The 22,591-nt window shown below is 38.6% G+C and carries 21 protein-coding genes; 2 read left to right on the forward strand and 19 right to left on the reverse strand.

Going from position 1 to position 22,591, the window contains the following annotated elements; translation table 11 throughout:
* Nucleotides 1–69: 69 nt before the first annotated feature.
* Genes TJ68_RS05720 through TJ68_RS05745 form a run of 6 tightly spaced genes read right to left on the reverse strand, consistent with a single transcriptional unit; the run spans nucleotide 70 to nucleotide 6,303 of the window.
* Complete coding sequence (locus tag TJ68_RS05720; RefSeq protein ID WP_040929204.1) at nucleotides 70–699, reverse strand: sortase; 630 nt, start codon at nucleotides 697–699, stop codon at nucleotides 70–72.
* Between the two features lies 1 nt (nucleotide 700).
* Nucleotides 701–2,662 carry an ATP-dependent DNA helicase RecG gene (gene recG, locus TJ68_RS05725; RefSeq protein ID WP_040929205.1) on the reverse strand — a complete coding sequence of 654 codons (1,962 nt, stop codon included), beginning with the start codon at nucleotides 2,660–2,662 and terminating at the stop codon, nucleotides 701–703.
* Between the two features lies 1 nt (nucleotide 2,663).
* Complete coding sequence (sdaAA, locus tag TJ68_RS05730) at nucleotides 2,664–3,542, reverse strand: L-serine ammonia-lyase, iron-sulfur-dependent, subunit alpha (RefSeq protein WP_040929206.1); 879 nt, start codon at nucleotides 3,540–3,542, stop codon at nucleotides 2,664–2,666.
* A gap of 3 nt (nucleotides 3,543–3,545) precedes the next feature.
* The gene (gene sdaAB / locus TJ68_RS05735) at nucleotides 3,546–4,217 is read right to left on the reverse strand and encodes an L-serine ammonia-lyase, iron-sulfur-dependent subunit beta (protein WP_040929207.1); all 672 of its coding nucleotides are present in this window, start codon (nucleotides 4,215–4,217) and stop codon (nucleotides 3,546–3,548) included.
* A 54-nt stretch (nucleotides 4,218–4,271) separates the two neighbouring features.
* The gene (locus TJ68_RS05740; RefSeq protein ID WP_040929208.1) at nucleotides 4,272–5,918 is read right to left on the reverse strand and encodes a DAK2 domain-containing protein; all 1,647 of its coding nucleotides are present in this window, start codon (nucleotides 5,916–5,918) and stop codon (nucleotides 4,272–4,274) included.
* A gap of 19 nt (nucleotides 5,919–5,937) precedes the next feature.
* Nucleotides 5,938–6,303 (reverse strand): Asp23/Gls24 family envelope stress response protein, encoded by a 366-nt coding sequence (locus tag TJ68_RS05745; RefSeq protein ID WP_040929209.1) that lies wholly within the window; start codon nucleotides 6,301–6,303, stop codon nucleotides 5,938–5,940.
* 187 nt (nucleotides 6,304–6,490) lie between these two features.
* On the opposite strand from TJ68_RS05745, the gene rpmB reads away from it, so the two are divergent.
* Entirely contained in the window at nucleotides 6,491–6,679 is a 189-nt protein-coding gene (rpmB, locus tag TJ68_RS05750; protein ID WP_040929210.1) for a 50S ribosomal protein L28, read from the forward strand.
* Between the two features lie 417 nt (nucleotides 6,680–7,096).
* On the opposite strand, the gene TJ68_RS05755 is transcribed toward rpmB, so the two are convergent.
* The 13 genes from TJ68_RS05755 to gmk all read right to left on the reverse strand — a co-directional run bounded on the left by TJ68_RS05755 (nucleotide 7,097) and on the right by gmk (nucleotide 20,731).
* On the reverse strand, nucleotides 7,097–7,801 hold the full coding sequence (locus tag TJ68_RS05755) for a DUF554 domain-containing protein (protein ID WP_040929211.1): 705 nt from the start codon (nucleotides 7,799–7,801) through the stop codon (nucleotides 7,097–7,099).
* Between the two features lie 11 nt (nucleotides 7,802–7,812).
* Entirely contained in the window at nucleotides 7,813–8,418 is a 606-nt protein-coding gene (locus tag TJ68_RS05760) for a thiamine diphosphokinase (protein ID WP_040929212.1), read from the reverse strand.
* Between the two features lie 3 nt (nucleotides 8,419–8,421).
* Entirely contained in the window at nucleotides 8,422–9,066 is a 645-nt protein-coding gene (gene rpe / locus TJ68_RS05765) for a ribulose-phosphate 3-epimerase (protein ID WP_040929213.1), read from the reverse strand.
* Nucleotides 9,066–9,929: a ribosome small subunit-dependent GTPase A gene (gene rsgA, locus TJ68_RS05770; protein WP_040929214.1), complete on the reverse strand. Its 864-nt coding sequence runs from the start codon at nucleotides 9,927–9,929 to the stop codon at nucleotides 9,066–9,068. Before rsgA ends, rpe begins: the two co-directional genes overlap by 1 nt.
* 100 nt (nucleotides 9,930–10,029) lie before the next feature.
* Nucleotides 10,030–11,298, reverse strand: a complete 1,269-nt coding sequence (locus TJ68_RS05775) for a cytochrome P450 (protein WP_040929215.1) — start codon at nucleotides 11,296–11,298, stop codon at nucleotides 10,030–10,032.
* 81 nt (nucleotides 11,299–11,379) lie between these two features.
* Entirely contained in the window at nucleotides 11,380–13,308 is a 1,929-nt protein-coding gene (pknB, locus tag TJ68_RS05780) for a Stk1 family PASTA domain-containing Ser/Thr kinase (protein WP_040929216.1), read from the reverse strand.
* A 2-nt stretch (nucleotides 13,309–13,310) separates the two neighbouring features.
* Entirely contained in the window at nucleotides 13,311–14,039 is a 729-nt protein-coding gene (locus TJ68_RS05785) for a Stp1/IreP family PP2C-type Ser/Thr phosphatase (RefSeq protein WP_040929217.1), read from the reverse strand.
* A 12-nt stretch (nucleotides 14,040–14,051) separates the two neighbouring features.
* Complete coding sequence (rsmB, locus tag TJ68_RS05790; RefSeq protein WP_040929218.1) at nucleotides 14,052–15,344, reverse strand: 16S rRNA (cytosine(967)-C(5))-methyltransferase RsmB; 1,293 nt, start codon at nucleotides 15,342–15,344, stop codon at nucleotides 14,052–14,054.
* A complete protein-coding gene (gene fmt, locus TJ68_RS05795) occupies nucleotides 15,341–16,279 on the reverse strand; it encodes a methionyl-tRNA formyltransferase (RefSeq protein WP_040929219.1) in 939 nt (312 codons plus the stop codon). Before fmt ends, rsmB begins: the two co-directional genes overlap by 4 nt.
* A gap of 8 nt (nucleotides 16,280–16,287) precedes the next feature.
* Nucleotides 16,288–18,663, reverse strand: coding sequence for a primosomal protein N' (priA, locus tag TJ68_RS05800; protein WP_040929220.1), 2,376 nt, complete (start codon nucleotides 18,661–18,663; stop codon nucleotides 16,288–16,290).
* Nucleotides 18,663–19,850, reverse strand: coding sequence for a bifunctional phosphopantothenoylcysteine decarboxylase/phosphopantothenate--cysteine ligase CoaBC (coaBC, locus tag TJ68_RS05805; protein WP_040929221.1), 1,188 nt, complete (start codon nucleotides 19,848–19,850; stop codon nucleotides 18,663–18,665). Before coaBC ends, priA begins: the two co-directional genes overlap by 1 nt.
* 54 nt (nucleotides 19,851–19,904) lie before the next feature.
* On the reverse strand, nucleotides 19,905–20,108 hold the full coding sequence (gene rpoZ, locus TJ68_RS05810) for a DNA-directed RNA polymerase subunit omega (RefSeq protein WP_040929222.1): 204 nt from the start codon (nucleotides 20,106–20,108) through the stop codon (nucleotides 19,905–19,907).
* Entirely contained in the window at nucleotides 20,108–20,731 is a 624-nt protein-coding gene (gmk, locus tag TJ68_RS05815) for a guanylate kinase (protein ID WP_040929233.1), read from the reverse strand. The genes rpoZ and gmk overlap by 1 nt, the downstream gene beginning before the upstream one ends.
* Before the next feature lie 128 nt (nucleotides 20,732–20,859).
* Here gmk and TJ68_RS05820 point away from each other — a divergent pair, with 128 nt between their 5' ends.
* The gene (locus TJ68_RS05820; protein ID WP_040929223.1) at nucleotides 20,860–22,560 is read left to right on the forward strand and encodes an Rqc2 family fibronectin-binding protein; all 1,701 of its coding nucleotides are present in this window, start codon (nucleotides 20,860–20,862) and stop codon (nucleotides 22,558–22,560) included.
* Nucleotides 22,561–22,591 lie beyond the last annotated feature (31 nt).

Here is a 22,591-nt window from a genome sequence, read left to right on the forward strand (position 1 = left end):
TCACTCGCAAATTCCATTACGCGTAAAATAATACGATCAAACAATCAGTAAAAACAAAAAAAGTGATTCTTACGAATCACTTTTGATTTCTGCTTGGACGATGAGTCGCTTTTCAAATAGTAACGTATCTGGGTTATAGTCTTCACACGTGATGAGCGTTAATATTTGCGGGTCGCCTTCTGATTGTTGGAGTATATCGACGCGGTCTGGTGTGACTTCAAAGATATCGGTAATTTCGTATTCTCGTTTACCGTCTCGCGTTATAATTTCTATCGTGTCACCTTTTTCTGCTCGGTCGATATAGTTAAACCTTATCCCGGCGCCTTCTACTCGGTGGCCAGCGATTGGGACGTTCTGCATGTCGAGACTATCTGTTGACTCTAGCATACTGACGCCATTTCGTAATTTTTCTTCAGTTAATTCTCCGTAATAAATCGGCTCTGAAATTCCCGCAGATTCGATTTTTATAATCCCTGCCATATCGTCTTTAATTTTAACCCCTTGTTTGTCTCCGGGCTCGATTCCAGTAATAAACTTTTCTAATATATTTACATTGACGTTGTCATCACCGTTTTCATATGCTTCGATGATTCTATCGTTTACGATATCTGTGAAAAATGCACGGATATCTTGCCAGAAGAATAAGACAAGTGCCGTCATGATGAGTAGTACACCTAAAATTCTAGTAAATGATCTCATATCATTGCTCCTTAAATAGTTTAATTGCTTCACTTCTCGCCACTTCTAATATTCTATAGTCGTGTACGAGATCTGCAACTTTAAATTCTGGGAGCCCACTTTGTCTTACACCAAAAAAGTCTCCCGGCCCGCGCATTTCTAAATCTCTTTCAGAAAGGACAAAACCATCTGTCGTTTCTGTCATAATATTCATGCGCATTTGTGCTTGCTCAGTTTTACCTTCACTTATTAATATACAATAACTTTGTAAATCATTTCTACCTACACGACCTCGAAGTTGATGTAACGTTGATAAACCAAATCGCTCTGCGTTAAAAATCGTCATCACTGTCGCATTTTTAACGTTGATACCAACTTCAATGACCGTCGTTGAAACGAGTATCGGTGTTTCAAGCGATTCAAAGCGCGCCATTGCTTTTCTTTTCTCCTCAGGTTTCATACGCCCGTGGACGAGTTCGACTTTATCTTCACCGAACGTTTCTCTAAACATATGATACACTTCTTCAGTCGTCATTAAATCGAGTACTTCTGATTCTTCGATTAACGGCGCAACGACGTAAATATTACGCCCAGCATCCATCTCTTTTTTGATAAACGCGAGTACTTCATCGATTTCTTTTTCTTTTTTCCAAAATGTTTTGATCGGTAACCTACCGGCAGGCATCGTCTTTATAAGAGAGACGTCCATATCTCCGAATGCTGTGATCGATAGCGTTCTTGGGATTGGTGTTGCTGTCATATATAATACGTTTCGACTTTTTGCTTTTTTTATTAATTTCTCTCTTTGATTTACCCCAAAACGATGCTGCTCGTCGATTATGACGAGCCCTAAATCTTTAAATACGACGTCATCTTCAAATAGTGCATGCGTTCCGATAATTAAATCAATTTCTCCAAGTTTTAGCGATTCTTTTATCCGACGTTTTTCACTCGGTGTCGTCGTCCCTGTTAATAACTCGATTGTAAGTTCATCGTTAAACGATTCGACTAAACTTTCATAATGCTGATTTGCAAGCACTTCAGTCGGCACCATAATCGCACTTTGTTTAAGAGCAGTTTTTAGTGCATAGACTGAAATTCCAGCGACGATTGTCTTACCGCTTCCAACGTCCCCTTGCAGTAATCGGTGCATATTAAATTCACTGAGTAAATCTCTACAAATGTCATTCACACTTGTCTTCTGATCTTTAGTCAATTCAAACGGTAACGTGCTGATAAACTGCTTCAGCTTATCAATGTCATATTTTATAATCGATTCTTTTTGTGGCACGCGTTCTTGCTTACGCTTTTCGATGATTTTCACTTGGAACATAAACAGTTCATAAAACTTCATCGTACGTCTCGCGTTTTGAAGTTCATCCATATTATCCGGAAAATGGAGATGATAGAGTGTTTGTTTAATCGGCATAAGTTTATATTTTTTGATTAAATACTCCGGTAAATCTTGATTAAAAATATGTGTTCGAAACACTTCTTTTACGATATTACCAAACGTCTTATTATTCATGACTTTATTTAACGCATAGCGCATATCCATCGTATCGCCGTTCGGTTTTATAATACTTCTACCTGACATTTCTTGTTTTGGCTTATTAAATTTACCGTGGACGTTAATCGTATCTCCGACTTCGATTTGCTTTTTTAAATATGCCTGATTAAAAAACGTCACTTTTATGTAGACGTTGTTCGTTTCCATATGAAAACTCATCCGGTTTAACCCTTTTCGTAAATACGTCACCGTCGGCTCCGTTTTTACGACACCACTCACTGTAATGACTTCTTCTAACTTTACGGAATTCACGTCTGTCGGATTTTGGTCGACGTACGAATTCGGCAGATGAAAAACTACATCATTCACCGTATGAATACCGATACTATTTAATTTTTCTTCGGTCTTTTTACCGACACCTTTTAACGTTCCGATAGAAGCAGATGGCGTGATCACTTCATATAGCTCTGTCATATTATGACCCGATTAACTCTTTTTTCAGTCGTTCGCCTGTCGGAGTTGCTGCGAGTCCTCCGCGACCTGTTTCACGTAAGTGTGATGGCATCGTTAAACCAATTTTAAACATCGCTTCGACAACTTCGTCTGCTGGGATTCTAGATTCAATTCCAGCGAGTGCCATATCTGCTGCTGTTAGTGCGTTTGATGCACCAGCTGCGTTACGTTTAACGCACGGTACTTCAACGAGCCCTGCGACTGGGTCACAGACGAGGCCGAGCATATTTTTAAGCGCGATAGAAAACGCGTGTGCACACATTTCTGGCGTTCCTCCAGCCATTTCAGTGACTGCTGCAGCCGCCATTGCTGACGCACTCCCGACTTCTGCTTGGCATCCACCTGCCGCACCTGAAATACTCGCATTGTTCGCGACGACCATTCCAAACGCGCCAGCTGTAAATAGAAATTTCACCATTTCTTCTCGCGTCGTTTCTGGATATTTTTCTTTCATCGCAAATAATACACCGGGAACAACACCAGCAGATCCTGCAGTTGGTGTCGCACAAATTTGACCCATCGCAGCGTTCACTTCATTTGTCGAAACAGCGTTCATAATCGCGTGTAGTGTTAAATCTCCACTTAACCCGCGACCCGATTCGATATAGCGTCTCATTTTTACTGCGTCTCCGCCTGTTAGGCCTGTCGTACTTTCTACACCTTCAAGCCCTTCTTTTACTGCATTTTCCATCGTGTCTAAGTTATATTCCATCTGCTTATAAATATCGTCATAGGACAGTCCTGATGTTTCCATTTCTTGAGCGATCATAATATCTGCGATTGATTTTTGTTCAGTTTCTGATCTAGAAATCAGTTGGTTAATACTATTAAACTCTTGCATCTATTACGCCTCTTTTCCTTTTAATTCTATGACGCGCTCGACACCTTCGACTTGTTCAATTCTCTTCACTGTCGATTCATCACATTTTGAATCGATTTCTATCGTCATAAGCGCAGTTTGACCGACTTCTTTACGCGATACGTTCATCGTTCCGATGTTGAGTGCTTCATCTTTTAAAATACCTGTAACGTTCGCAATCGTACCGAAACTATCTTTATGAAATACGAGTAGCGAATGTAAATTTCCAGATAAAGAAATTGGATAGTCGTTAATAGAGACGACTTGAATCATTCCACCACCGATTGACACTGCTTCAACCATTAACGTGTCGTCTCCTTTAAACAAGTGGAGGATCGCTGTATTCGGGTGGCTCTTTTCTTCTGGCATCTCTATGATTTTGACGTGCATATTTGCTTTTTCGGCTTCTTCGTAAGCGTTTTTAATTCGTGAATCTTCAGTACTAAACCCGAGAACTCCTCCGATTAATGCGATGTCTGTTTTATGACCTTTATAAGTTTCTTTAAATGAACCGTATAAGTATATGTCGACTTTGTCTGGTTGTTGTTTAAATAAATTACGAGCTGTTTGTCCAATTTTAACTGATCCAGCCGTATGAGAACTTGATGGACCAATCATCACAGGCCCAATAATATCAAACACACTATTATATTTCATAATTTCACCTCTTATTAAAAAACCACATCGATATTATCGATGTGGCTATATTGATTACTCTACAGAAATTAAATAACTGTATACCGGTTGTTTACCGTTGTGAATTTCAAATTCAACGTCATGTGATTCTTCAAACTGTTCAGCTAGTGCTTCAACGAGAGCTTCGTCGCTTCCTTCACCAGTGAAAATCGTTACGATTTCTGAATCGTCATCGATCATTGTTTCAAGTAGGTTTTCAAGCGTGACTTTGACGTCTTTATTACATGAGATTATTTTCCCATCGACGATACCCATATGTTCGTCTTTTTTAATTTCAACGTCATCGATTTTCGTATCTCTTACTGCATACGTCACTTGACCTGTTTTCACTTGGTTCATCGCGTCGACCATCGTCTCTTTATTTTCTTCAAGACTTGCTTCTGGGTTAAACGTAAACATTGCAGATACACATTCAGGAATCGAACGTGTCGGAATTACGACAGCCTCAACATCTAATAGTTCAGCTGCTTGTTCCGCTGCCATGATGATGTTTTTATTGTTCGGCATAATGATCACTTCTTCGACGTTGTCATCTTTAATGATATTGACGATGTCTTCAGTTGATGGGTTCATCGTTTGACCACCGCTAATTAAGTGTGTGACTCCGATACTCTTAAGGAGGTTATCAATGCCTTCCCCACTTGATACTGCGATGATTGCCGTTTTAATTTTTTCTTTTTTCTTTTTCGCTTCACGTTTAGCTTCTAACGCTCTAAACTGTTCGCGCATGTTTTCGATTTTAATTTTAATGATTTCACCGTACTCTGCACCGTATGATAGTGCTTCACCTGGACGGTCTGTGTGTACGTGAACTTTTACGATCTCATCATCGTTAATAACGAGTAATGAGTCACCGAACTTATCCATGTCGTTTCTGAATGATGTTTCTTCGAATGGTTTTTTATCTTTTCCGAATCGTACCATGAATTCCGTACAAAAGCCGAACTCGATATCGTCGACTGTCATAAACTCATCAAACTCGTGTTCATCGTTTACGAACTCTTCTGTATTAACAGGTTCTCCTGAAGTGCTTGACGTCTCTTCTACGTCTTCACCTTTTAACGCTTTTAAAAATCCTTCATAAACATATACGAGTCCTTGTCCACCTGAGTCGACAACGCCCACTTCTTTTAGAACTGGTAATAGATCTGGTGTACGTTTTAAAGATTCTTTCGCTTCTTCTAAAACAGCTTCCATAATTTTAACGATATCTGTTTCGTTTTTAGCAACTTCTTCTGCTTTAGCGCCTGAGTCTTTAGCAACTGTTAAAATCGTACCTTCAACAGGTTTCATAACGGCTTTATATGCTGTTTTCACACCTGCTTGGAATGCTTCACTAAATGCGTGGTGGTCGATTTCTGCTAACTCTTCAACGTGTTTAGAAAATCCTCTAAATAATTGAGATAAAATAACGCCTGAGTTTCCTCTTGCGCCCATTAATAACCCTTTAGAGAAGTGTTTCCCAACTTCACCGACGTGGTTGCTCGTTAAGTTTTCTACTTCAGAAGCACCCGATACGATTGATAACTTCATATTCGTTCCTGTGTCTCCATCCGGTACTGGGAAGACATTCAGTGAATCAACATATTCCGCATGCTTTTTTAAATTTTTCGCACCATTTAAAATCATCTTGCGAAAGAGTTGTCCATCTATTTTATTCATTTTTAAAAATCCTCCCTAACTACTCATCCGAATCAATGATTCTGACACCTTGAACATGAATATTCACAGAATCAATTTTTAGTCCTAATGTTTTTTCTAACGTATACTTAACTGTAGATTGTACGTTTGATGCAACTTCGGAAATTTTCACACCGTAAAGTACAATAATATATAAATCAATTTTTAAATTTTCGTTTTCATTATCTACGACGACTCCGCGTGCGTAGTTCTCTTTACCAAGTAATTCCGCAAAGCCATCTCTAAATGTTTTCGATGCCATACCAACAACGCCGTAACTTTCACTTACGACGCCACCAGCGATATTTGCGATTACATCTGTAGACACTTCAATCGTGCCGAGTTCATTATTAATTTTTAGTGACATAAACTCACTCCTAATTCATCATTTTATTATAGATTTAAACACACTATTTGACAACCCCTGTTCAAATCCGCATGATTAAATACAACGATATGATATTTGTTATTGTGTTTTAAACGATATTCATGTATTATATTATAGTATTCGCAGATAAGAATTATCAATTAAAAACAATGAAGGGGTGGGACGAATGGCTAAAGTATGTTACGTTACAGGTCGTCGTGCTAGATCAGGTAACAACCGTTCTCACGCACTAAACGCAAGTAAAAGAACTTTTGGTGCTAACTTACACAAAGTAAGAATTTTAGTAGATGGCAAACCTAAACGTGTTTGGGTTTCAGCTAGAGCGTTAAAATCTGGTAAAGTACAACGCGTATAATTAAAATAATAAAAGAGATTTGTGCGATAGATTCGTACAAATCTCTTTTTTTGTGTATACACATGCAAGGTTTTGGGGCGGATGTATGATTTTGGTCGGAGTATGCTTTTGTTCTTGTAAAGGAGTTGGTGCGTGATGTGTAGGTCTGTAGTGTGTTGGTCCGTTTTTGGATTAATTTTACGCAAATGCCGTTTCCGTTAAAAGGGTTCGCGTTAGTTTAACGCAAAACGCCTAATTGTCAACGTAACGAGATGGTCGTTTACAGAAATCCGAGTTATGTTAAATTATTTAAAATCTTTTTACGCAAATCCCTTTTGCGTAAACACCCTATCCATTTCGTTAACAATTACGTCCTTAACCAACCGAACCACCCTGCCACAAGATGAAAAAAAGACGAACTCTAATTTTAGGTTCGTCTTATCTAAAGAAACTCATGATATATATGACGAGCATCGCAACAAATATCGCTGGGATCATATTTCCGACGCGTGTTTTTGTGATGTTCATCATGTTTAAACCGATCGCAAAGATAATGACTCCTCCGGTTGCGCTCACTTGTTTTGTCATTGTTTTTAATACGTCTTCTGGTATGAAGTGCGCAAACCCTTTTGCGCCGAGTGTAATTAGTCCTTCATATAAAAATGTAGGAATCCCTGCAATGATGACACCGAGTCCATACGTCGTTGTCATAACGAGTGCGATAAAGAAATCCATAAATGACTTCGTGTATAAGACCGTATTGTCGCCGCGCATCCCAGCGTCGAGTGACCCGACGATCGACATCGCTCCGATAATAAATATCATCGTACCAGAGACGAGTCCTTGCGAGATGTTTCCTGCGTTTTTATCGCCTAGCTTAAATTCCAGCCAGTGTCCGATACCGTTTAGTTTGTCTTCTAGCTTTAAGTACTCACCGATCGTCACACCGACGATTAAACTTAACAGCGTGACAATGACGTCTGTCGATGAGGAAATCATCTGAATTCCAAGCGCAATAATAACGAGTCCTTGTGCTTTTAAAATTGAATCTTTCACATGTTCGGGGATAAAAGTAAATATTAACCCGAGTGAACCACCGATAATAATGGCGAGCCCGTTGACGAGTGCACCAAGTAATATCATACTTTCATCTCCTAACTTCTGTCGTTTGAATAAATCGCGATTACTGGTTGATTCGTTTCAACCGTCGCAACGTCACTTGCAAATTCATTAGATACTGTTAACGTACTTCCAATAGACGTAGTGACTTCTCCATCATACTTAAATCCGTCTAATTTTAAAACTGTGTCGTTAAAAATTGGTATAAAAGAAATATATTGATACCCGAGATTTTCTAATTCACATCTACCTTCGACTTTAAATATAATATTTAAATCATTGATCAGCCTAACGTCGACATCTTTAAATTTCTCGTTTAAAAGTAGCTGAATATTCATTAACTCATGATCAATACGGTCACCTAATGCACCGTAGACGTCGATTTTTTTGTAACCTTTATCGACAAGATCAAATAACGCAAGCTCGCTATCCGTATAATCCTTTTCACTATTGACTGCATGTATTTCAAGTTTTGACTCAATGAAGTCTCGTTCTTTATCACTCACTGAATCGTAATCACCGTAACAAAATTTCGGTGTAATACCAAGTTTAAGTAATTGATACACCCCGCGGTCGACCCCGATATAATCTCCAGAAACTTCTGGTACGCTCACTTCTCTCATCACTACGTTAGCCTTCATATATTAACCTCTAAGTTTATCAATCGTCTCTTTTGTATTATCCGCTTTAAATAAGTACGATCCACTTACGAGTAAATCTGCACCCGCTTCACGGCACACGCGTGCGGTTTCATCGTTCACTCCACCGTCTACTTCAATTAAGTAGTCATAATTTTCTCTCGTACGAATAGAATCGAGTTCTGCAATCTTTTTAACTCCGGATTCGATAAACGACTGCCCACCAAATCCTGGATTCACTGTCATGACGAGAACGAAGTCTACGATGTCTAACAGATACTCAACATCTTTCACTGGCGTTTGTGGGTTTAAAACGATGCCTGCTTTCATGTTGTTATTTTGGATATGCGTGATTAAGCGATGTGCATGCGGTGTTGCTTCAATATGAAACGATAAATATTCAACATCCATATCGCGAAACTCTTCGACGAACTGATCTGGATCTTCTGTCATTAAGTGAACGTCTAGGGGAATATTCGTTTTTTTACTAATCGCTTCACAAACAGGAATACCGTATGAAATATTCGGTACGAATTGTCCATCCATAATATCTAAATGGAAAATATCCGCACCCGCTGCTTCCATTCTTTTCATTTCACTTTCTAAATTTAAAAAATCACTTGCAAGTAATGATGGTAATACTTTAACCATTAATATCTCTCCTTGTAATTCGTCATTTCTTCGTATATTTGTAAGTAACTGTTGTAGCGACTTTCTTTAATATCTCCACATTTTACAGCTTCTTTTACTGCGCATTTCGGTTCGTTAATATGGACGCATCCTCTAAATTTACAGTCGTCTAAATAATCATTAAATTCTTTAAAACAAAAACGTAAATCCTCTTTGTCGATATGTGTAAAATCAATCGTAGAAAACCCTGGAGTGTCTGCGATTTGACCATTATTTTTATCGATCAGTTCAACGTGACGCGTCGTATGTTTTCCGCGATTTAACTTTTCACTAATTTCATTTGTTTCTAAGTTTAAATTTGGAAGTAACGTATTTAATAACGTACTTTTCCCGACACCCGTTTGTCCAGCGAGGACCGATAACTTATCCGGGAATATATCTTTTAAAGATTCGTTGACCGTGTCTTTTTCTGTAAAGTACACGTCATACATATGATATGTTTCTTTTATTTTTTTGATTAAATCTTCATCGTCATTTAAATCGTTTTTAGTAACGATTAACACTGGATCAATATGATTTGATTCACTATATGCTAAAAATCGGTCTGTTAAATAAAAACTAAAGTCCGGATTTTTTATGCTCACTGTAATGAGTAGTTGGTCGACGTTAGCAACTTGCGGACGGACTAAACTATTTTTACGTGGATGAATATGAGTAATCGTTCCTTCTTTAACGTTGTCTGCTTCAAAATCGACAATATCTCCAACTAACGGACTCTCTTTACGTTTACGGAAGATTCCACGTGCTCTTGTTTGATATACTGTGCCTTCACTTTTAACGTAATAAAAACCGGCAAGCGCTTTTACAATTTTACCTGTTTGCATAATTCCTCCTAAAATTTTCATCTAAATAAATTATAACAAACGTTTATATTTAAGAAACATAAAAAATCCCTCTAAACATTTTTGTTTAGAGGGAAATATATTAGAAACGATCCACTTTTTCTCTAACGTTGTTAATGACCATACCACTGTTAATGTAACCAGGGATGCTGTTTAAGTCGATTGTTAAGTCTTGTTCTGGAACGTCCCAAGTGATTTCATTTGCGAAGTATTTCATAGTTTCTTCCATGATGATGATTGTGATCCACTCACCTGCACAACGGTGGTTTGTCCAGTAGTCTCCGCCACCTTGTGGAATCATATCAAATGGTGACCCGTCCCAGTCTTTAAAGCGCTCTGGGATGAATTTGTTTGGCTGATCCCATAACTCTTCACTGTGAAGTGTACCGTAAACGTCGATAACGAGACGTTGGTCTTTAGGAATCGTCACACCTTTATGTTCCACTTCTACTTTCGTTTTACCAGGTAAGAATGGAACGAATGGGTAGAATCTTCTTACTTCTTGAGCGAACATGTACGGATAATCTTCTACCGTGCTCATTTTACGAATCGCTTCTGGATTTTCGTAAAGTGCAAGTACACCGTACGATACGAAACGGTTGATTGCAATTAATGGACGGAACGTGTTCATGAGGTCGATACCTGCAAGACGTGAATCCATGTGGTTGCCTTCGTAGTCTCTCCAGTGTGCAAACTCATATAATGATGAGCCTTTTGGAGGATTAATTTCACCGTTACGTGTTTTAATGATTTGGTCTTCTAACCAGTCTTCAACACGTTTACGTGCATCTTTAGATGATTTGTATCCTTTAAATGCGTTACCGAGACCTTTAAATGAGTCGATCATGATGTCCATGTCTTCTGCAATTCTTTCGATTTCTTCTTCTGGTGCAGTTACTCCCGCCCAGCGCATACCGATACGCGTTAATAGAACGATAGATTCGTGGTAAACGTTAACGTCTCCCATCGCTTCCATACGCGCTGTGTTCGCTTTCCAGTAGTTACGTGTTAATTTACGTACGTACTCTAAGTTCCCTTCAGTCATTAATGACATGAATAACGCTTTTCTGTCGATGTGTTGTTTACCAGTTGTCGTGTGAATCGCACCTTTACCGAATAAAGTGTTTACAACACGTCTTGGTAAACCACCTTCACGTTCGATTTTGTCGTTATCGTAGAATAGCTCTGCGCCTTCTTTTCCACTTAAAACGACGTAGCTTTTACCACCAAGTGCACGTGTTTCAAACACTTCTGCACCTAGGCGTTCTCTTTGATTTGTCGTATAAAGGTACCCTTGTTTAAATACTCTTAACGTATTATCTAGACCTTTATCTCTTTTGATTTTTGCCATTATTTTCATCCTCCAAATTGAAGTCTTCCTATTTATTATAAATAACATTTTTGATAAACGCCAATGTTTCAGTTAAATCATTTAATCATTTTTGATTTTTTCCTCTAACACTTTTTTACCGTCGACTTCGATACGATAACCACCGGACTCACCTTCTTCTAGGACGAGGTTAATCGTGTATTGTGTGTCGTCATAAATCACAAACTCTTCCTCGACGTCATCGATGCTTCGTGTTTTATCTTCTAGATAGACTTTTACTTTTTTCGATTTTTCTTTTTTGTCTTTATCTTTAGAAGTATCGTCTCCAAATGGAATCGTCACTTTAAATTGATACTCTTTTGCTTCTTTTGGCGCTTTACCTTTAGACACTGTTAAATTAATTGGAGAGCCTGGTAAAAAAGCACCGTAACTTGGATCTTGAGAGACAACGATACCTGCGTCGTATTCGTCACTATGGATTTCGTTCACGCTGTTTATTATAAATCCGTTGCCTTCGAGTACTTGCTTCGCTTCCTCGAACGGTCTCCCGACGAAGTTCTCTATTTCTATCGGTTCAGGACCTTGAGATACCGTTAACGTAATCGATTCTTCTTTTGGAATAATTTTTGTACCTGGTTTTATCGATTGTTCGATAACTTTATCTTTATCGATTTCACTTGAATATTCCTCTTCGATATTCACAGAATTAAATCCGAGTTCTTCTAATTTCTTTTTAACGTCTTCGATTGATTTTTTCGTAAAGTCTTCCATTTCATACGGTGGTTCACCGTCAGACACGTTTAAGTCGATCGTGTCACCTTCTTTTAAGATGGCACCGGATTTTGGAGACGTGTTAATGACGTGATCTTTTTCAATCTTTTCGTTATGTTCACGTGTAATATCACCGATTACAAGGCCTGCTTCCTCGAATTTTTGAACTGCTTCGTCGACATGCATACCTTGAACGTCTTCGACAGTAACTTCTTTCGGTGTTGATTTTAAGAATAATGCCCCTAGCGCACTTCCGCCGATTAAAAGAAGTAATAAAATAACAAAAATCGGCCATATACGACGTTTCTTTTTTGTCTCTTCTTTTGGTGGCTCTGTCTGTTCTGGCTTTTTGTTCTTAGGTTTTACCGGAACTGGTGCAACAGGTGCAACTTTCACTTTGTGCGTATCGACTTTTTTAGGTTCATTATTCGCTTTATACGCATGTGTCATATTTTTATAGTCGAGTAAGTCACGAATTACTTCTGACGCGTCACTATAACGGTCGTTCGGTTCCTTTTCGGTACACTTGTAGACGATGTTTTTAAGTCCTAGTGGTACCCCTTCACGCTTATCGTCTATATTTGGCATTGGTGACTGAATATGTTGAAGCGCAACGGATACTTGAGTTTCAGCTTGAAACGGTAATTCTCCCGTAATCATTTCGTATAACATGATCCCAAAGCTATAAAGGTCCGCACGTTCATCTGCATGCTTTCCTTTTGCTTGTTCTGGAGCAATGTACTGAACTGATCCCATCACTTGATTCGTTTCAGTAAGCCTAGTTTCAGATAAAGCTTTCGCGATACCAAAATCCGTAATTTCTAATTGACCATCTTCATCGATTAAAATATTTTGTGGTTTTATATCTCTATGGATAATTCCGCGGTTATGCGCGTGTTCGATACCACGAAGTGTCATAAGTGACAGTTCTACAATTTTGTCATACGGCAGTGGCTTATTTTCATCGATATATTGCTTTAAGTTCGGACCTTTAATATATTCCGTGACGAGCACGTGGTATTCACTCGTATCATCGACGTCTATTACTGTTACGATGTTTGGGTGGTTTAATCGTGTTGTGTTTTGTACTTCACGCTGGAAGCGTTGCATCATCTTTTCTTTGTTATACGGATCTGATTTTATTAATTTTACGACGACTTCACGGTCTAATATAATATCATCGGCCAAATAAACTGAACTCATCCCACCGCCTAAATATTTTTTGAGGCGATAACGATCTGAAATGATGTTTCCTTCCATTACTATTCACCCGCCTTTAAGTCGACGACGATAACACTGATGTTATCTTTCGAGTCATTTTTTTCAGCTTTAGCTACAATTTCATCTGCTTTACTTTCGTTTTCATACACAATTTTATGAATCGTTTCATCGTCCACGACATCTGTCACGCCGTCACTCGTTAGAACGATATAATCATACAGATGATTTTTTAAACGGAATAAATCTGGCTGAATGAGTCTTGTTGTACCAAGTGCTTTCGTTACGATATTTTTTTGAGGATGAGATTTTGCTTCTTCTTTTGTAATTTCACCTGAACTGACGAGCATATTAACAAACGTATGATCGTTTGTGATTTGGCGTATTTCTAACTTTTTAAGTGCATACGCTCTAGAATCTCCGACGTTAAATACGTAAATCATTTCATCTAAAAATGCTGCTAAAACGAGTGTCGTTCCCATATTTTTAGACTCCGTTTTTTCGTTTGAATAGTCATATAACTCGCGGTTCGTTTGAATAATTAAATCTCTTAAAAAATCTTTGCCGTCGTCGGGTTTAAAGTAGTTCGTCTCTTCGAACGCTTCTTTAATTTTAGAAGCGACAAATTTTGAAGCGACTTCACCATGCTCATGGCCACCCATACCGTCGGCAATTAACGCGATTTTTTGACCGGTTTTATTTTGAAATACGTAGGCCGTATCTTCGTTTAAATTACGGTAACTCCCACAAATACTTTTCTCATAAAATTTCATAGCTGTCCTCCCTCACAGTTTCTTAAATTTAGCGATAAAGAAACCGTCTGTATTCAGTTCATGGGGGAGAATTTGACGCATATTTCCTTTAAATTTAAACGGTGGAATTTCAAATTCGTCAAATTCTATATCCGTCGACTGTTTTTTAAACGTATATGCGACGTTTTCATTTTCCATTTGATGCAGTGTGCATGTCGAATAAACGAGTGTACCGCCACGTTTTAAATACTGTTTGACGTGATTTAAAATCGACAGTTGAATGTCAACAAGTGTGTCGATATCTTCTTCACGGACGTTGTACTTAATTTCAGGTTTACGTTTTAATACGCCGAGCCCTGAACACGGTGCATCTACAATTATTTTATCGTACATCGTATCATACTCGTCTTTAGTTGCATCTTTTAGCATCACATTTAAGTTCGTATGCTTTAAACGTTTGCTTTCATTTTTGATTAATGTCAGTTTATGTTCAAACACGTCCGAAAAATCTACGTGACCATTCATGTTTTCCAGTGCATGGAATCCTTTCCCACCAGGTGCACTACATGCATCGAGTACTATATCGTTTCCAGTTGGATCTAATGCATAATTGACACACATCGAACTCGCATCTTGAATACCAAATAATCCATCTTTATAGGCTTTCGTTTCTGTTAGACCTCCGCCATAAACGATGACTGCATTATCATGAATAGAGCTTTTTTTAGCAGTCACTCCTTCGTCTTGTAACTGTTTAATCAGTGCGTCACGCGTCGTTTGTTTCTTGTTTACGCGTACGTACATGTTTGGTCTTTCGAGTAGACTTTTTGCGATATTTTCAGTGTCTTCGACTGAATGATGTTTTAATAGATGATTTACGATCCACTTCGGTAATGAATACTCAATCGATATCCTCGTCGCGTCGTTTTTAATATCGCTGATTTTTGGTTTTTCTTCACGTAAGAAACTACGTAAAATACCGTTAATTTGGCGTGAACTTTGTAGTCCCCCGCGCTCTTTTGCAATTTCAACCGCTTCATTGATCACTGCGTAACTCGGTATTTTATCGAGATATTCTAATTGATATAGACTGATGACGAGTAAATCGCGTTGCCAACGTTTTAATTTCGTTTGAATGAGTGGGCGTAAATAATATTCGAGCGTTAATTTCCTTGAAATCGAACCGTACAGAATCTCTGTAAGTAACGCCCGGTCTTTTTGTGATAATTCGTTTTCTTCGATGATTCGATTTAAAACGATATTTGAATACCCACCGTCATGAATGACGTTTGAATACGCATCGAGTGCTAATTCTCTTACTGTCATACGTCTTCACCAAGCATATCACCAATTAAATGACTATTATTACGAATATATTGACCTGCGTTTATACGTTTACCACCTGCAGGTTGGACTTCTGTAATTTCTAAGTCAAAATCATTTGTCGCAACTAAAAATCCGTCTTTCGTTTCTTTTACAATCGTCCCTGGCTTTTCTGTTGACTGTTTTTCTGTCAGTTTCGATAAATATAACTTCAGTCGTTTACCATTTAAGAATGTATAACTCCCTGGGAACGGGTTTAAACCACGGATATGGTTAAACACTTCTCTAGACGGACGGTCGAACGTAACGAATTCATCTTCTTTTTCGATGTTTGGACTAAACGTTTTTAATGCGTCGTCTTGAGGTGTACGTGAATTTGTTTCGTTTAAAATATTTGGTAACTCTTTAATCAGTAATTCCGTACCGATTTTGCTTAAACGGTTGTGAAGCGTTCCGACTGTGTCACTATCTTCGATGACTGTTTCTTGCTGAGCGATAATGTCTCCCGCATCTAACGCTTTTGCCATATACATTAAAGTGACGCCAGTTTTTTCATCGCCTTCAATTATCGAACGGTGAATCGGTGCGCCCCCTCTATGTCTAGGCAAGAGTGACGCGTGAACGTTAATGCACCCAAGTTTTGGGATGTTTAACACGTCTTCACTTAATAACTGACCGTATGCGGCTGTAACAATAATATCTGGGTCGTATGATTTTATTTTTTCAATCGATGAAGTACTACCGATAGCCTCCGGTTGGAACACTTCTATGCCAAGCGCTGCCGCTTCTTTTGCGACTGCAGGAGGCGTTAAAATTTGTTTTCTGCCGACCTTTTTATCGGGCTGAGATACGACGAGATCAACTTCGAACGTCTCGTGTAGCGCTCTTAAAATGGGAACAGAGAAATCTGGCGTTCCCATAAAAATTATATTTGCCATAGTTTCACCTACATAATATATTCTGGATCAACATCGATTCTTAACAATGTCTGTGTCTTTTGATATTCCTTACTATACTTATTATCCAGTTCATGGAGTACTTTAAACAGTTCTGGCTCACTTTTATATTTTAATATTATTTGGAACCTATATTTGTTTTGGATTCTCTCGATTGGAGATGGACTCGGTCCAATTAAAATCGAACGATTCGACACGTCTTTTTGAATGACTGTATGAATGTCACTCGCTGCTTTAATGACGCGGTCTTGATACTCGCTTGAAATCGTAAATAATACGTGGAAGTAATACGGGCTATACCGTGCGAGTTTTCGATATTCCATTTCCCTTAAATAGAACGATCGATAGTCATTTTCTTTTGCGAATTGGATCGCGTAATGATCTTCGTTATACGTTTGAAATATCACTTCTCCTTCAACGTCTCCGCGTCCTGCGCGCCCGGATACTTGAGTGAGGAGTTGAAACGTACGTTCATTCGCTCTAAAATCCGGTAGATTTAAAATCGTATCCGCATTTAACACTCCGACAAGTGTGACGTTTTTAAAATCTAACCCTTTCGCAATCATCTGTGTGCCGAGTAGTATCGGAATATTTTCTTTTTCGAACGTGCTTAATAGCTTTTCGTGCGCACCTTTATTGCGCGTCGTGTCGATATCCATTCGTACGACGTCGACGTTATACGTATCGCGTAATATTTCTTCTATCTTTTGTGTGCCCGTCCCGCGAAGACTTAAATCATGTTCACCACACGCCCCGCACTTCGTTGGCATCGGCTCTTCGTATGCACAGTAGTGACACATAAGAGAGTGATTCGATTTATGATACGTTAAACTAATATCACAGTTTGGGCACATCGGAACGTGACCACAGTTTTGACAAACTAAAAAGTTCGCATATCCCCTTCTATTCAGTAGAAGAATCATTTGTTCATTTTTACTAATTCGGTCTCGAATTTTCATGTCGAGTTTACGTGAAATGATCGACGTGTTCCCGTCTTCTCGTTCTTTTACCATGCTGACGATTTCTGGAGTTGGAACGGTTTGTTCCGTCGGTCTTTCTGTAAGTTCAAGTCTTTGATACACACCGACTTCACTTCGAGCATATGACTCGATACTCGGTGTTGCAGAGCCAAGTATTAACGGACAGTTATAATACTCCGCGCGCCACTTAGCAACGAGTCGTGCGTGATAATACGGGCGTTCGTTTTGTTTATAAGTCGACTCGTGTTCTTCATCGATAATAATACACCCGACGTTTTGAAATGCCGCAAACACGTTACTTCGTGCCCCAATAGAAATTCGTGCGCGTCCTTCACGTATTTTACGCCACTCGTCATATCGTTCACCGTGACTTAACATCGAGTGAATCACTGCAACGTCGTCACCAAATCTCGACTTAAAACGCTGCACCATTTGCGGAGTAAGTGCAATTTCTGGGACCATCATAATCGCATTTTCACCGCGATTTAATACTTCCTCGATTACTTGTAAATATATTTCTGTCTTTCCGCTTCCAGTGATTCCGTGTAGTAAAAATGTTTCGTGTTTATCGTTATCAATCGATTTTTTAATCGTGTCAAACGCGTGTTGTTGTTCAGGCGTTAGTATCTTTTTCTCGTCTTGATAAAATACTCGCCCTTCATATGGATCGCGCTCGACTAATATATCGATTTTTTTACAAAAGCCGTTATCGACGAGAGCGTTAATGACTCCTATAGAGTATCCTTCTTCTTCGATTTGTTCATACGTTAACGGTCCACGGTCTTCGACGAGTTCGAGTAACTCGATTTGTTTCACTGCTCGACTCGATGGTTTTATATCTAAATAATTTGATTCAATCCCTCGACGTGTCTTCTTTTTCGTATGCTGAGAAAATTCTTTTTCTTCAATAATTTCTTTAGAGTTAATAAACGGCATTAATTGTTTTAAGTCGTTCATATCGAGCAGTTTGACGTCGATTTTTTCATCGTCAAACTTTTTAAATGTTTCTCTAGCAATTGTGGACGCGTCATCACTTAGTTTTAATACAGATCTCGATTTCATTTTTAACGCTGCAGGGAGTATTGCTTCAATTACTTTTATATGTCGTTCGACGTAATAATCTGCAAGCTTTTTACTTAAATGAATGAGTTCTTTCGTAAGTACCGGGTAGACGTCCATAACTTTTTGAATTGGTTTAATTTTAGAAGGTTCTAAGTCTGTCTCATTTTTTACCTCGACGACAAATCCTTGAATCATTCTCGGGCCAAATGAAACGAAGACTCTAGATCCCGGTTGTATTTTATCTTCTAAGTGTTCAGGAACTTTATACGTAAAGAGACGATCGACGTTCTTATTGCTAATCGCGACGATGACTGATGCGTACATTATAGGTCCACTCGCTTTACGATTTCGTCGACGATTTTGTCTGCGATTTCTTGTTTCGTCCCGTAGTTTAACTGTGTTTTATCACCTGTTTTAAAGAACATCGTAATCTCGTTAAAGTCACTATTCATACCGATTGACGTGTTTGATACGTCGTTTAAACAAATTGCGTCGATCTGTTTTTTCTCTAGTTTTTTTAGCGCATTTTCTTCGACGTTATCCGTCTCAGCAGCAAATCCGACGACGTACATATCGTCCGTATTGTGCCCGACATATTTTAAAATATCTGTCGTTTCTTTTAACTCAATAGCGTCAAGTGTATCTGTCTCTTTTTTAAGCTTTTTTGTCGCTACGTGTTTTGGTGTGTAATCAGATACTGCTGCAGAAAATATACCGATATCATTGTCTAAATTATTTTTGACCGCTTCAAACATTTCTTCAGTCGATTCAACTTGAATGACATTGACACCACTCGGCGGCTCAATACTGACTGGCCCACTCACGATTGTTACAGTCGCACCTCGATTTTTAAACGCTTCAGCGATACTATAACCCATCTTTCCACTCGAATAGTTCGTTAAATATCTAACGCTATCGATTCTTTCTCTTGTTGGACCTGCTGTTACTAAAACGCGTTTTCCTTTTAAATCTTCATTTAAAGATAAAATACGATTCATCTCTTCTATGACCGTTTCGATATTTGCAAGTCTACCGTCAGCATTATATCCACACGCTAAAAATCCAGTTTCGCTATCGACAAAATGATAACCGTCTTTCTTTAGCATGTCGATATTACGACGCGTCGCCGGATGATTTAACATATGAACGTTCATTGCCGGCATAATCATGACGGGTTTCGTATTTGCTGCGAGGACGTTCGTTAACATATTGTCGTATATCCCGTTTGCGAGTTTACCAATCGTATTTGCGGTTGCAGGTAACACTAAAATAATGTCCGCCCATTCACCAAGCTTAATATGTGCAATTTCAGCTGGATTTTCTTCTTTAAATGTATCCGTATATACGTGGTTTCGACCGATTGCTTGAAATGCGAGTGGTGAGACGAATTGTAACGTATTTTCTGTTAAAACAACTTTAACGTTATGACCGAGTTGCGTGAGTTTGCTCGTTGCATCGATCGCTTTATAACTCGCGATTCCACCAGTTACTCCGAGTAAAATATTTGCCATAATATCACCTCTAATAGTAAAGAAAAGCTGACAACATACATTGTCAGCTTCACATTAGTCCTTACGTGTTACGTGTTTATCTGCGATTTCTTCGAGTGCCATACCGACAGTCTTTTTAGACCTATATCCGTCGTCTCCACCGAACACCGCATATTCAGGATGATCTTGTAATTCTCTTGCACGTTTTGCCGCCATAATGACGATCATATATTTTGAATTTTCGTTTTCTTTTAATTCATGAAGTGACGGGTATAACATTACTCCTCTACCTCCAACAGTAATTTTCTTAAATGTCTTTCTACTTTTGAACGTCTTAAATGATTTGCTTCTACAATGCATCGAATTTTTCGTTTTGCTTCTTCGATAGAATCATTGACGACGACAAAGTCATATAAATTCATGAGTGTTAATTCTCTTTTTGCTTCGCTAATACGGTGTTCGATAATTTCTTTAGAGTCTGTGCCACGACCGACAAGACGCGACTCTAACTGTTCGATTGACGGTGGTGCTAAAAAGATAAATAGCGCTTCAGGGAATTTGTCGCGCACTTGTTTTGCACCTTCAACCTCGATTTCTAAAAACACATCGTGGCCTTGTTCCATCGTTTGATGAACAAAATCAACAGGTGTACCGTAATAATTTCCAACATATTCCGCGTATTCAATAAATTTATCTTGTTCAATGAGTTGCTCAAATTCTTCACGCGATTTAAAGAAGTAGTCGACACCGTCAACTTCCCCTTCACGTTTATCACGTGTCGTCATTGAAATTGAGTATTTAAAATTCGTTTCTTCATCTTCAAACAATGCTTTACGCACTGTCCCTTTTCCGACCCCAGAAGGCCCAGATAGAACAATCAGCAATCCTTTATCGTTTGTCATTCGCAGTAAACCTTTCATTAAAGTGATTACTCTTAACTTTACCATAATTATGAGATAATTTCACTATAAGTTAGACGGTGTTATAATAGATAAAGTAAATTTTACTGAAAGATAGGAGTGCAATGATCATGGCACTTGACGGAAATTTTATACATGAACTCATGAACGAATTTTCACCACTAAGAGGTGGACGTATTAATAAAATTCATCAAATCGATCCGTATACAATTATATTAAAAATACGTGCAGAACGTAAAACACAAACACTTTTAGTGAGTTGTCATCCGAGTTTAGCACGCATTCATTTTACAAAAGAATCTTACGAAACACCGTTTGAACCGCCGATGTTTTTACGCATGTTGCGTCGTGATTTAGAGTCTGGAATTATTAGAGATATTAAGCAAGTCGGTAATGACCGCCGTATTCATATGATAATCACAAACCGAGACGAAATCGGTGACGAAATCGAACGAGAGCTCATCATTGAAATTATGGGTAGACATTCGAACATCATTTTAACGGATGATCATAAAAAAATCATTTTTGCGATGAAGCACATATCAATTTCTGAAAACGTACGCCCGATTCAACCAGGGTTACAGTACGAGGCACCTCCAACGAAGAAGAAGTTAAATCCTAGAACTGAAGAAATTAACGACTTACCAAAATATATTGACTTTAACGGTGGGAAACTGAATCGACAAATTTTAAATAACGTCGAAGGTGTGAGTTTACAATTTATTGAAGAAGCTGAGCACCGTGTAAAGTTCTGGAACATCAAAAATATCCTGAGTGGCATTGAAGAGACACTGAGTGCTTTATCTTTAAAACCGACATTGTACATCGGTGATAGAGACGCGTTTTACTATAGCGAACTCGAGACTTTAAATCATCAATACGATGAAAAAATCAACTTCGACACACTTTCAGAATTACTCGATGAATTTTATCATTCAAGATATATTAAACAAAATATAAAGCGACAAGCGAACGATTACTTGTATATCATTGAACAAAACTATGACAAGACGAAGCGTAAAATCGAAAAGTTAAAAGAAGATATCGAAGAGTCTCACCGTAAAGACGACTATCAAAAGTACGGTGAATTGCTGACGGCATACATGTACGAGTTAAAACCGTATAGCGAGGAAGCGAAAGTCTTCGATTACTATGAAAATAAAGAAATTACGATTCCGCTAAAAGTGCACTTATCACCTGCGGATAATGCACAAAGATATTATCACTTATACAATAAGATGAAAAACCGAGAAATTGAAGCGGAAAAGCAACTCGAAATTGCGAAGATGGATCTAAATTATCTCGAGACGTTACTACATCAAATGGAGAGTATTTCAACTACCGAAGAGGTCGAAGATATCCGTGAGGAACTGATGTCAGAAGGAATCATCAAAGAGAAGAAGCGCAGAAAGCGTAAGAAGAAGCATGCGGTTCATCTTAATAAATATAAGACGTCAAACGGTTTAACGGTCCTCGTCGGTAAAAATAATACGCAAAATGATTATTTAACAAACCGTCATGCGAGTAAAAATCATCTGTGGTTCCACGTCAAAGATATGCCAGGAAGTCACGTCGTCATTACGCATGTTGCTGACGAAATCACTGAAGACGATATAATGGAAGCTGCGAAAATCGCTGCGTATCACTCAAAAGGAAAAGAATCACAATCAGTCCCAGTCGATTACACAGAAATCCGACACGTCAAAAACATCCCAGGCACAAAACCCGGGTTCGTCACGTACACCGATCAAAAAACAGTGTACGTCACACCGGTAGAACGAGAAATCCGTCTAATGGAAGATACGGAATAGTTTATTATCTGTCTGAGTGGGAGTTCGGGTG

The organism is Nosocomiicoccus massiliensis (assembly GCF_000438455.1).
GTDB classification, from domain to species: Bacteria; Bacillota; Bacilli; order Staphylococcales; family Salinicoccaceae; genus Nosocomiicoccus; species Nosocomiicoccus massiliensis.